Annotated in this window: 10 protein-coding genes; 4 read left to right on the top strand and 6 right to left on the bottom strand. The window is 74.2% G+C overall.

Annotated elements, in window-relative coordinates:
- Both ACWEMJ_RS32160 and ACWEMJ_RS32155 read left to right on the top strand, forming a co-directional pair.
- Positions 1–519, top strand: a 519-nt coding sequence (locus ACWEMJ_RS32160) for a prealbumin-like fold domain-containing protein (protein ID WP_452140669.1), incomplete at its 5' end; no start/stop codon positions are given.
- Positions 520–629: 110 nt separating this feature from the next.
- Positions 630–1,409 carry a hypothetical protein gene (locus tag ACWEMJ_RS32155; protein ID WP_452140668.1) on the top strand — a complete coding sequence of 260 codons (780 nt, stop codon included), beginning with the start codon at positions 630–632 and terminating at the stop codon, positions 1,407–1,409.
- Between the two features lie 7 nt (positions 1,410–1,416).
- Here the strand turns inward: ACWEMJ_RS32155 and ACWEMJ_RS32150 are convergent, their stop codons facing one another.
- The gene (locus ACWEMJ_RS32150) at positions 1,417–2,751 is read right to left on the bottom strand and encodes a right-handed parallel beta-helix repeat-containing protein (protein ID WP_452140667.1); all 1,335 of its coding nucleotides are present in this window, start codon (positions 2,749–2,751) and stop codon (positions 1,417–1,419) included.
- 31 nt (positions 2,752–2,782) lie between these two features.
- Here ACWEMJ_RS32150 and ACWEMJ_RS32145 point away from each other — a divergent pair, with 31 nt between their 5' ends.
- Positions 2,783–3,937: a Dyp-type peroxidase gene (locus tag ACWEMJ_RS32145; RefSeq protein ID WP_452140666.1), complete on the top strand. Its 1,155-nt coding sequence runs from the start codon at positions 2,783–2,785 to the stop codon at positions 3,935–3,937.
- 18 nt (positions 3,938–3,955) lie between these two features.
- Positions 3,956–4,648: a hypothetical protein gene (locus ACWEMJ_RS32140; RefSeq protein ID WP_452140665.1), complete on the top strand. Its 693-nt coding sequence runs from the start codon at positions 3,956–3,958 to the stop codon at positions 4,646–4,648.
- Here the strand turns inward: ACWEMJ_RS32140 and ACWEMJ_RS32135 are convergent.
- The 5 genes from ACWEMJ_RS32135 to ACWEMJ_RS32115 are packed head-to-tail and all read right to left on the bottom strand — an operon-like array spanning position 4,630 to position 10,876.
- Positions 4,630–5,724: an XdhC family protein gene (locus ACWEMJ_RS32135; RefSeq protein ID WP_452140664.1), complete on the bottom strand. Its 1,095-nt coding sequence runs from the start codon at positions 5,722–5,724 to the stop codon at positions 4,630–4,632. The genes ACWEMJ_RS32140 and ACWEMJ_RS32135 overlap by 19 nt on opposite strands.
- 9 nt (positions 5,725–5,733) lie before the next feature.
- Positions 5,734–7,164 carry an NCS2 family permease gene (locus ACWEMJ_RS32130; RefSeq protein WP_452140663.1) on the bottom strand — a complete coding sequence of 477 codons (1,431 nt, stop codon included), beginning with the start codon at positions 7,162–7,164 and terminating at the stop codon, positions 5,734–5,736.
- Positions 7,165–7,179: 15 nt separating this feature from the next.
- Positions 7,180–9,522 (bottom strand): xanthine dehydrogenase subunit D, encoded by a 2,343-nt coding sequence (gene pucD / locus ACWEMJ_RS32125; RefSeq protein WP_452140662.1) that lies wholly within the window; start codon positions 9,520–9,522, stop codon positions 7,180–7,182.
- A complete protein-coding gene (locus ACWEMJ_RS32120; protein ID WP_452140661.1) occupies positions 9,519–10,004 on the bottom strand; it encodes a (2Fe-2S)-binding protein in 486 nt (161 codons plus the stop codon). The genes pucD and ACWEMJ_RS32120 overlap by 4 nt, the downstream gene beginning before the upstream one ends.
- Positions 10,001–10,876: an FAD binding domain-containing protein gene (locus tag ACWEMJ_RS32115; protein ID WP_452140660.1), complete on the bottom strand. Its 876-nt coding sequence runs from the start codon at positions 10,874–10,876 to the stop codon at positions 10,001–10,003. The genes ACWEMJ_RS32120 and ACWEMJ_RS32115 overlap by 4 nt, the downstream gene beginning before the upstream one ends.
- Positions 10,877–11,028: the final 152 nt, after the last annotated feature.

Below are 11,028 nucleotides of genomic sequence, written 5' to 3'. Positions count from 1 at the left end.
GACTTCGGCTTCATGCAGCAGCAGGGCGAACTCCGCCTGGTCAAGCACGACCAGGACGGCAAGGCCCTGCCGGGCGCGGTCTTCCAGCTCTGGCGGGAGACCAACGCGACCGACGGCCTGCAGACCGACGGCGAGAAGGCGGACACCAAGGTCGGCGACCCCTGCACCACGGGGGACGACGGCACCTGCCGCACCGTCACCGACAAGGGCACCTACTACTGGCAGGAGGTCACCCCGCCCAAGGGCTACCAGACCCCCGAACAGCCCGTCCTGGGCCCGGTCGTCCTCGACGACGAGCACCTGGAGGACGGCGTCAGCACCACCGCCGTCAACAAGGTGATCCCGCCGGCGCCGAGCACCCCGGCCCCGACGCCCAGCCCGACGCCGTCCCAGCCGTCCGGCGGCCTGGCGTACACCGGCACGGACTCCGTCGCCCTGACGTACACCGTGGTGGCCGGCGTGGTCCTGCTCATCGTCGGAGCGGCCGTGCTGGTCCTCGTCCGGAAGCGCAGCCGCTGACCCGCCCGCTGGAGCAGAGTGATTCCAGTACCACCGAAGGGCCCCGGGATACTCTCCCGGGGCCCTTCCCCGAGCACCGCCCGACCCGTACCGAGGAGCGAGACACCCCGATGGCATCCGAGGCATCCGACAAGAAGCGCCCGTCCCGGCGCAGCCTGATCGTCACCGCCGTGGCGGCGGCCGTGCTCGCGGGCGGCGGGGTGACGGCCTGGCAGCTGACGGGCGGTGAGGAGAGCCGGCCGCTGTCCACCGAGGAGGCGTCCCGGCTGGCGCTGTCCCGGCTGAAGGTCTACCAGGCCAGCCCGGTGCGGGTGTCGTTGAAGGCGCAGGAGGGCGACGGCATGGTCGTCGAGGTGCAGGGCGTGGTCGACTACCGCACCAAGCACGCGGCGGGCAGCTACACCGTCACCGGCAAGGGCGGCACCATCGACCAGGGCCTGGTGGTGTGGGACGCCGGCGGGCTGGGCCTGGCCAAGGCGCCCGCCGGGGCGGGCGGCCCGGCCTGGGAGCAGGCCGAGCACGTGCCGCGCTCCGGCTGGACCTCGCGCCCCTACGGCACCGACCCGCTGGACGCCGGGCTCAACCTGCTGATCCAGCTGGGCGCGGACCGCCCCGACAACCCGCTGCTGCTGGCCCAGGCCGGCCCCCGCTGGCTCGGCCGCGACCGCATCGACGGCCGCGACTACGACCGGGTCTCCGGCCCGCGCCCGCGCGACGCCGCCGACCAGGACACCGGCAGCTCGCCGCTCACCTACTGGATCGACGGCGACGGCGGCCTGCGCCGGATCACCATGCGGCTGGCCGGCCTCGGCACCCCGACCACCCTGGAGCTCGGCGGCCAGGACACCGGGGCCAAGCTCCCCGAGGCGCCCTGGGCGACGGCCGGCTGAGCATCCGTCAGACGCCGGTCGGCAGCGGGTAGCTGTCCGGGTCGACCTTGCCCGGCAGGTCCACGGCGGGCACGGCCGGCGCGTTCGGATCGGCCATCGACGGCTGCGCGGGCGGCACCGGCACCGCGTTGAACGCCATCCCGGGCGGCGGCTGCACCCCCACCGCGCGGCCCGCCGGGACCTTGCCGCCGCCGCTGGCCCCGCACGCCGCCAACTGCTCCAGCTCGGCGGGGCTCTGCGTGCCCGGTCCGTTCCCGGAGAAGCAGTTGCTCGGGTCGGCGGCCGAACTGACCAGGTCCACACCGTTGTTGACGGCCTTGTTGCCGGCCACCCGGTTGCCCGAGGCGGGGTGCCCCACCGGGTCGGTGACCACGATGCCCGCCGAGCGGTTGCCCTGGACGAGGTTGCGCTCGACCCGGTTGTCGGTGCCGCCGCCGATGCCGATCCCGATGCCGAAACCGCCGTCGGCCTGCTGCGGCGAGTCCGCCGAGTTGTTGTCCGCCACCACGTTGCCCGCGATCACCGCGGCGTGCTGCGGGGCCAGCGACTCCAGGTCGTTGGAGTTGACCGTCACCCCGACCCGGTTGTTCACCGCCCGGTTGCCCACCACCGTCAGGTTCTCCGAGGCGTTGGTGATCTCGATGCCGACCGCGTTGCGCTCCACCGTGTTGCCCCGCACCAGCGTGTTGCACGGCTTGCACTGGCCGACGTAGATCCCCGAGTCGGCCATCCCGGACGCGTACGAGTCCTCGATGATCCCGTCGCGCGCGTCGAACGCGTAGATGCCGTACAGGGCGTTCCCGTACGAGGTCACCTTGCTCGCCCGGAAGCCCTGCACGGGCGGGAATCGGGTGGTGTCCAGCGGGTCGTACGCGGAGCCGCCCGCGCCGTGCCGCTGGAGCTTCTCGTCGGTGACGCCGGTGAACAGCACGCCGTTGGCGAGGAATCCGCGCACCGTCAGGTTCTCCACCACGGTGCCCGCGCCGGTCGCGGTGATGCCGTTGATCAGCTTGAGGTCGCCGTCGAGGACCACGGAGTTGCGGTCCGAACCGCGCAGCACGATGCGGGGCTTGGTGATCCGCACGCTCTCCTTGTACACGCCCGGGTGCACCAGCACCAGGTCGCCGGGGTTGGCGACGTCCACCGCGCGCTGCACCGTCGGGACGTCCTCGGGCACCTGGATCACCGTGCCCGGCGGGTGGCGGTCGGCGGAGGTCGAGGCCGAGGAGGAGCAGGCGGCCAGCGCGGGCAGCAGCAGGCCCAGTGCGACGAGGCCGGCCCGGAACCGGCGCGGACCGGAACCCCGGCCTACCAACGGGTGGAAACCATGGAGGAGTTGCATGAAACGTGTTCTATCGTCTGCAATAGCGGCCATGCACATCGAATCGGGGAATCCGCAGGAGACCGGCACCGCCGACCGGCCCCGGATCGGCCGCCGGGCCCTGCTGTCGGCCGGCGCGGTGCTGGCCGCCGGGGCGGGCGCCGCCACCGCCACCGCGTTCGGCCGCGACCCCGGCCGTGCGCCGCAGGCCGTCCCCGCCGCCCCGCCGTCCCACCACGGCGCGCGGCAGTCCGGCCTGACGTACCGCCAACTCCCCGCCACCCGGCTGCTCGCGCTCGACCTGCCCGCCGACGCCACCCGCGAGTCGCTGCGCGGGCTGCTCGGAGCCGTCGACCAGGTGCTCGCCGCCGCGTCCGCCGGCCGCCTCGCCGACCCGCGGCTGTCCGGCACCGCGCCGATGTCGTCGCTCGCCGCGATCGGCACCCCGCTGGCCGCCCGGCTGAAGCTCGCCGCCCCCGCCGAACTCGCCGAACTCCCGGACTTCCCCGGCGACCGCCTCGACGCCGCCCGCAGCGGCGGCGACGTGCTGCTCCAGGTCTCCGCCGAACAGCCGTGGACCACCGGCGTCCTGACGGAACACCTGCTCGCCGCCGCCAAGCCCTTCGGCGCCTCGACCCGTTGGAGCCAGGACGGCGTGCTGCCGCACGTCCCCGACGGCGAGACCCCGCGCAACCTGTTCGGCTTCAAGGACGGCAGCGCCAACCCCGACCCCGCCGACCCCGGCCTGTGGCACGACGACGGCACCATCCTGGTCTACCGCCGCATCCGGATGGACACCGCCGCCTTCGCCGCCCTCCCGACCGACCGTCAGGAGACCGCGATGGGCCGCCGCCTGGCCTCCGGCGCCCCCCTCACCGGCACCGCCGAACACGACGACCCCGACATCTACATCAAGAACCCCGACGGCTCCTACGTCATCCCCGCCACCGCCCACGTCCGCCTCAGCAGCCCCCGCCTCGACGGCGGCGCCCGGATGCTCCGCCGCGGCTACTCCTACGACGACGGCCCCGACGACCGCGGCCTGCTGTTCTGCGCCTTCATGCGCGACCCCGCCCTGTTCACCCGCGTCCAGAACCGCCTCGCCGCCAACGACGCCCTCAACCCCTTCCTCACCCACACCGCCACCGCCACCGCCTGGGTCCTCCCCGGCCCCCACCCCGACCGCCCCCTCGGCTCCACCCTGTGACCCGGAAGACCGCAGCCCATGTCCGTTGACGCCGACCTCTACCTCCGCCGCACCGACGGCGACCGCATCACGGCCGACGAGCTGCTCGAGCTGCTCGGCGCTCTCGAACCGGGAGTGCGCGGCTGGCGGAGCCTCCCACCCGTCGACGGCGTCCACTACGTCCTGCGGTTGGAGGACGAGCCGGGCGACGGCGAGTTCGGCGGAGAGACCCTGTTCGGCTTCGGGCGGGAGCTTCCCGCCGAGAGCTACGACCTGTGGGCGTGCCTGTCGGTCCAGGGTTCGCTGCCCGGGTACTTCCTCAGCACCGAAGGGGCCCTGACGGCGCAGTGCGACCGGATCCTGGCCGCCCTCACGGCAGGCGGCCGGCCGCTGCGGGCCCTGTTCACGGTGCACGACTTCTACCGCTTCGACGACACCGGCTCCGGCGCGCCGACCGACCTCGCGGACGTCCGGCTCCAGCCGGGCAACGAGGGCCACCCGCTCACCCCCGACTGGCTCCGCAACCTGCTGGCCGCCACCGGCCTCCCCGCCGAAGCCGCCGACCGTGCCCAATTCGCCGACGGCACCGCGACGTTGACCCTCCCGTTCGCCGAACTCGACCGGCTGACGGCCCGGATCGGCACCCTGATGCCCCCGGTCCAACTGCTCGCCACCCACCGCGGAGCCGTGCGGAACTACTGGAACGGCAACGACTACTGGCGGGCCGACTGACCCCGCCCACCGTGGTGGATCGGGCCCTCCGTGGTGGTGAGGGGGAGGTGGGTGCCGCCGTGGGTGTGGGCGATGATCTCGGCGGCGATGGCGACGGCGGTCTCCTCGGGGGTGCGGGCGCCGAGGTCGAGGCCGATGGGGGAGTGCAGGCGGGAGAGTTCGGTGGGGGTGAGGCCGGCCTCGCGGAGGCGGGCGAGGCGGTCGCGGTGGGTGCGGCGGGAGCCCAGCGCGCCGACGTAGGCGACGGGCAGGCGCAGGGCGCGCTCCAGCAGCGGGAGGTCGAACTTGGCGTCGTGGGTGAGCACGCACAGGACGGTGCGGGCGTCCAACTGCCCGGCCCGGGCGTCGAGATAGCGGTGCGGCCAGTCGACGACGATCTCGTCCGCGTCGGGGAAGCGGCGGCGGGTGGCGAAGACCGCCCGGGCGTCGCAGACCGTCACCCGGTAGCCGAGGAACGCGCCGATCCGGGCCAGCGCGGCGGCGAAGTCCATCGCGCCGAAGATCAGCATGCGCGGCGGCGGCAGGTGAGAGTCCACGAACAGGGTGGCGTCGCCGAGCCGCAGCAGGCCGGTGCGCCCGGCTGCGAGCATCGCCCGCACCTCGCCGACCGCATCGGGCAGCGGCAGCGCGCCGAACGCCGCGTCCGCGGTGACGGCGAGGGTGCCGCCGAGCAGGTCCGGCGGCCCGGCCACCACCCGGGCCAGCGCGACGGGCGCCCCGGCGGCGAGCAGCGGCAGGGCCGCGTCCAGCGCGGGCGCCGCGCCCGGGCCGACGGGCTGCACGAACACCTCCAGTGATCCGCCGCAGGTCAGTCCGACGGCGAACGCGTCCTCGTCGCTGTACCCGAAGTGCTGGAGCACCGGCACCCCCGTGCCCAGCGCCTCCTCGCACAGCGCGTACACCGCCGCCTCCACGCACCCGCCGGAGATCGACCCGACGGCCTCCCCGTCCGCGTCCACGGCCAGCGCCGCGCCGGGCTCGCGCGGGGCGCTGCCGGACGCGGCGACGACGGTGGCGACCGCGAAGGGGCGCCTCGCGGTGCGCCAGGCGTGGAGGTGCGCGGCGATGTCCTGCACGAGTGCTCCCTAGTGCACGCCCAGCCAGGACTTGACGGGGGCGAGCGCGAAGTAGACGACGAACACGAAGGTCAGGGCCCACATCAGCACGCCGGGTTCGCGCCACTTGCCGGTGCCGGCCTTGACGACGGTGTACGAGACGACGCCGGCCGCGACGCCCGCCGTGATGCTGTAGGTGAACGGCATGACGACGCTGGTCAGGAACGCGGGGACGGCGACCTCCCGGTCCGTCCAGTCGATCAGGCGGGCCTGGCTCATCATCAGCGAGCCGATCACCACCAGCGCGGCGGCGGCGACCTGCACCGGGACGATCGCGGCGAGCGGCGAGAAGAAGAGCATCAGCGCGAACACGCCGCCGGTGACGGTGGAGGCCAGGCCGGTGCGGGCGCCGTCGCCGACGCCGGTCGCGGACTCCAGGAAGACGGTCTGCCCGGACGCCCCGGCCAGGCCGCCGATCGCGCCGCCCGCGCCGTCGATGAACAGCGCCTTCGACAGGCCGGGCATCCGGCCCTTCGCGTCGGCGAGCCCGGCCTCGGTGCCGACGCCGATGATGGTGGCCATCGCGTCGAAGAACCCGGCCAGCACCAGGGTGAACACGGCGACGGTGGCACTGATCGCGCCCATGCCGTCCGAGCCGAACGCGCCGAACAGGTCGACGTGGCCGAACAGCCCGAAGTCCGGTGCGGCGACCGGCGATCCGGGCCACACGGGCGCGGTGCCGCCCCAGTCCTCGGCGGTCAGCCCGGCGGCCTTGTCGACCACCATCGCCACCGCCGTGCCGACCGCCAGCCCGATCAGGATCGCGCCGCGCACCCCCCGGGCCAGCAGCACGAAGACGAACAGCAGGGTGAGGCAGAACAGCAGCACCGGCCAGCCCTCCAGCTCGCCGAACGGGCCGAGGGAGAGCGGGGTCGGGCCGCCGGTGTGCACGAACCCGGCCTTGTAGAAGCCGACGATGGAGATGAACAGGCCGATGCCGATGGTGATGGCGTGCTTGAGCGGCAGCGGAATCCCGTTCATGATCTTCTCGCGCAGCCCGGACACCACCAGCAGCACGATCAGCAGGCCGTAGATCACGCACAGGCCGAACGCCTGCGGCCAGGTGGTGTGCGGCACCACCAGCGCGGAGATCACCCCGGAGACGGACAGCCCGGCGGCGAGCGCCAGCGGCACGTTGCCGACCACGCCCATCACGATCGTGGTGACGGCCGCGGCGAGCGCCGTCGCGGTGGTCACCTGGGCGTGGTCGAGCCGGTGGCCGGTGACGTCCGGGCCGCTCAGGATGATCGGGTTGAGCAGCAGGATGTAGGCCATCGCCATGAAGGTGGTGAGGCCGCCGCGCACTTCGGTGGCCACGCTGGAGCCGCGCGCCGAGATCCGGAAGTACGTGTCCAGCGCGCCGCGCGAAGGGGGTCCGGGCGTCGCCGGGGTCTGTGCCATGTCGGTTCCCAAGGATCAGAGAGTGAGGTGCTCCGGCCGCACCGGGATGCGGGTCAGCGCCCGGCCGGTGGCCTGCCGGATCGCCGCCACGATGGACGGCGTGGCGGAGACGGTGGGGGCCTCGCCGACACCGCGCAGCCCGTACGGGGCGTGCGGGTCGGGGAGTTCGAGGAGTTCCACCGGGATCGGCGGGGTGTCCAGGACGGTCGGGATCAGGTAGTCGGTGAACGAGGCGTTGCGCACCTTGCCGTCCGCGAGCACGATCTCCTCCATCACCGCCAGGCCCAGCGCCTGCGTGCAGGCGCCCTGGATCTGGCCGACCACGGCGAGCGGGTTCAGCGCCCGGCCGACGTCCTGAACGGCCGTCAACTCGACCACCTTGACGAGTCCGAGCTCCACGTCCACGTCCACCACGGCGCGGTTCGCGCAGAAGGAGTACTGGACGTGCCCGAAGCCCTGCCCGGTCTGCGGGTGCAGCGGGGCGGTCGGGCGGTGGCGGTGCACCCGGGTCTGCTCGATCGGCTCGTCGCCGAGGAGTTCGGCGAGCGGGGCGAGCGGCCCGGCCGACGCCGAGACCACCTGCCCGCCGGCCAGCGCCAGGTCCCGGTGCGTCCAGCCGTGCCGGCGCCGGCCCCGCTCCAGCAGCTCCGCGCGGACCGCCTCCGCGGCGAGCTTCACCGCGCCGCCCGTCATGTACGTCTGCCGGGAGGCGGAGGTCGAACCGGCCGAGCCGATCCGGGTGTCGGCGGGGTGGATGGTGACCTGCTCGACGCCCAGCTCGGTGCGGGCGATCTGGGCGTGCACGGTGACGCCGCCCTGCCCGACCTCGGCGGCCGCCGTGTGCACCAGCGCCACCGGCTCGCCGCCGATCACCTCCAGCCGGACCCGGGCGGTCGAGTAGTCGTCGAAGCCCTCCGAGTAGCCGACGTTCTTGATGCCCACCGAGTAGCCGACGCCCCGCACCACGCCCTCGCCGTGCGTGGTGTTCGACAGCGCCCCCGGCAGCGCGCGCGGGTCCGACGGGTCGAGCGGCGGCGGCAGCGGCCGGTCCTTGACGCGCTGGAGCAGCTCGGCGACCGGCGCGGGCGCGTCGATCACCTGCCCGGTCGGCATCACGTCGCCCTGCGAGACGGCGTTCAGCTGCCGCAGCTCCACCGGGTCCATGCCCAGCGCCGCCGCCAGCTTGTCCATCTGCGACTCGTAGCCGAACGCGGCCTGCACCGCGCCGAAGCCGCGCATCGCCCCGCACGGCGGGTTGTTGGAGTACAGCGCCAGGGCGTGCATCCGGACGTTCGGAACGACGTACGGGCCGTGGCCGAGCGAGGCGGCGTTGCCGGCCACGGCGGGCGAGGTGGAGGCGTACGCGCCGCCGTCCAGCACGATCCGGCAGTCCGCGAACACCAGCTTCCCGTCCCGGGTGGCGCCGTGCTCGTAGCGCATCCGCGCCGGGTGGCGGTGCACGTGGCCGAAGAAGGACTCGTCGCGGGAGTACACGATCTTGACGGGCCGGCGGGTGTGCAGCGCCAGCAGGCAGGCGTGGATCTGCATCGACAGGTCCTCGCGGCCGCCGAACGCGCCGCCCACCCCCGCCAGGGTCAGCCGGATCTTCTCCTCCGGCAGGGCCAGCACCGGTGCCATCTGCTGCCGGTCCACGTGCAGCCACTGGGTGGCGACGTACAGGTCCACGCCGCCGTCCTCGGCGGGCACCGCGAGACCCGACTCCGGGCCGAGGAACGCCTGGTCCTGCATGCCGACCTCGTACTCGCCGGACACGATCACGTCCGCCGCCGCCCGCACCTCGTCGGTGACGCCCAGGCCCGCGACCAGCCGCTGCTCGTGGCAGAGGTTCCCGTGCGCGCGGGCCTTGTACTCGTGCGGCTCGTGGACGTAGCCGTGGCGCTCCGGGTCGAGGCACTGCTCCTCGGTGGTGATCGGGGTGAGCACCTCGTAGTCGACGACGATCCGCTTCGCCGCCCGGCGGGCCGTCTCCGGATGGTCGGCGGCGACCAGCGCCACCGGCTCGCCCTGGTAACGGACCCGGTCGACCGCCAGCGCCGGCTGGTCGGCGATCTCCAGGCCGTAGTACTTGCTGCCCGGGATGTCCTCGTGGGTGAGCACCGCGTACACGCCCGGCACCGCCAGCGCCGCCGACAGGTCGACGGAGCGGATGTTCGCGCGCGGGTGCGGCGAGCGCAGCGCCGTGCCCCACAGCATGTCCTCGTGCCACAGGTCGGAGGAGTACGCGAACTCGCCCCGCACCTTCAACGCGCCGTCCGGGCGCAGCGGGGAGCGCCCGATGCCCTCCCCGGACTGCCGGATCTCCCGCAGGTTCTTCTCGCCCCGGACCGCCCGCGTCATGCCCCGCCCTCCGCCCCGCGGGCGCGGGCCGAGGCCAGCCGCACCGCCTCCATGATCTTCTCGTAGCCGGTGCAGCGGCACAGGTTGCCCGCCAGCGCCTCCCGGATGTCGGAGTCCGACGGACGCGGGTTCCGGGCCAGCAGCGCGTCGGTCTGCACCAGCAGGCCGGGCGTGCAGAAACCGCACTGCACGGCGCCCGCCTCCAGGAACGCCTGCTGCACGACGCCCAGCGCGCCGTCCGGACCGCCCAGGCCCTCCACCGTGCGGACCTGGCGGCCCTGCACCTGGCCGGCCGCCACCAGGCAGGCGCAGACCGGGAGTCCGTCCAGGTAGACGGTGCAGGAGCCGCACTCGCCCTGCTCGCAGGCGTTCTTCGAACCGGGCAGGCCGAGGCGCTCGCGCAGCACGTACAGCAGCGACTCGCCCTCCCACACGTCGTCCGCCTCGACCCGCCGGCCGTTCGCCGTGAACACCACCCTCATGCCGCCCTCCCCGAGCGCTCGCGAAACCCGTCCCAGCACCACGCCAGGCTGCGCCGCGCCAGCACCGCCAGGGCGTGCCGCCGGTATGCCGCGGCGCCCCGGACGTCGTCGATCGGATCGGCGGCGGCCGCCACCAACTCGCCGAAGCGGCGCACCACTTCGGGATCCAGCGGCCCGCCGGAGTCCCAGTCCAGGCGCTCCTGCAGATACGCCTCGGCGTCCGCCGCGCGGCGCGGGGTCGGCGCGGCCGAGCCGAGGCCGGTGCCCACCGTGCGATCGGTCGGATGCAGGGCCAGCGCGAACGCGCAGACCGCGATCACCATCGCGTTGCGGGTGCCGACCTTGGAGAACTGCTGCGGGCCGTCCGCGACCGGGATCCGCACCGCGCGGATCAGCTCGTCCGGGGCCAGGCAGTGCCGCTTCACCCCGACGAAGAACTCGTCGATCGGGATCAGCCGCACCCCGCGCACCGAGTGCGCCTCCACCCGCACCCCCGGGCCCGCCGCCAGCAGCGCCGGATGCGCGTCACCGGCCGGCGAGGCCGCGCCCAGATTGCCGCCCACCCCGCCCCGGTTGCGGATCTGCGGCGACCCCACCGTCCGCGCCGCCGTCGCCAGCCCCGGCAGCGGACCCGCCAACTCCTCGACGATCCGCGCGTACGGCACCGCCGCACCCAGCCGCACCCACGCCCCGTCCGTGCTCCACCGCGCCAGCTCCTCGACCCGGTTCAGGTCGAGGAGCGCCGGCGGCCGGCGCAGGTCGAAGTTCAGCTCCACCATGACGTCGGTGCCCCCGGAGACCGGCACCGCCCCCGGATGCTCCGCCATCGCCGCCAGCGCCTCGTCCCAGGACGCGGGCCGAAGGAACTCCATGCGGGTGACTCCTCTCCTCACCGACCGAACGCCCCGACCGAACGCCCCGGCCGGACGCCCTCATCGCCGGCGAGGGCCGCTTCGCCACCCTCCACCGAACCTGGAAGGACAGCCTGGTGTAGGGGCCGTGCCCCGGCACCGGTGCGCCGGAC

The organism is Kitasatospora sp. NPDC004531, from assembly GCF_053602195.1.
This window is presented reverse-complemented; position numbering and strand designations above follow the sequence as displayed.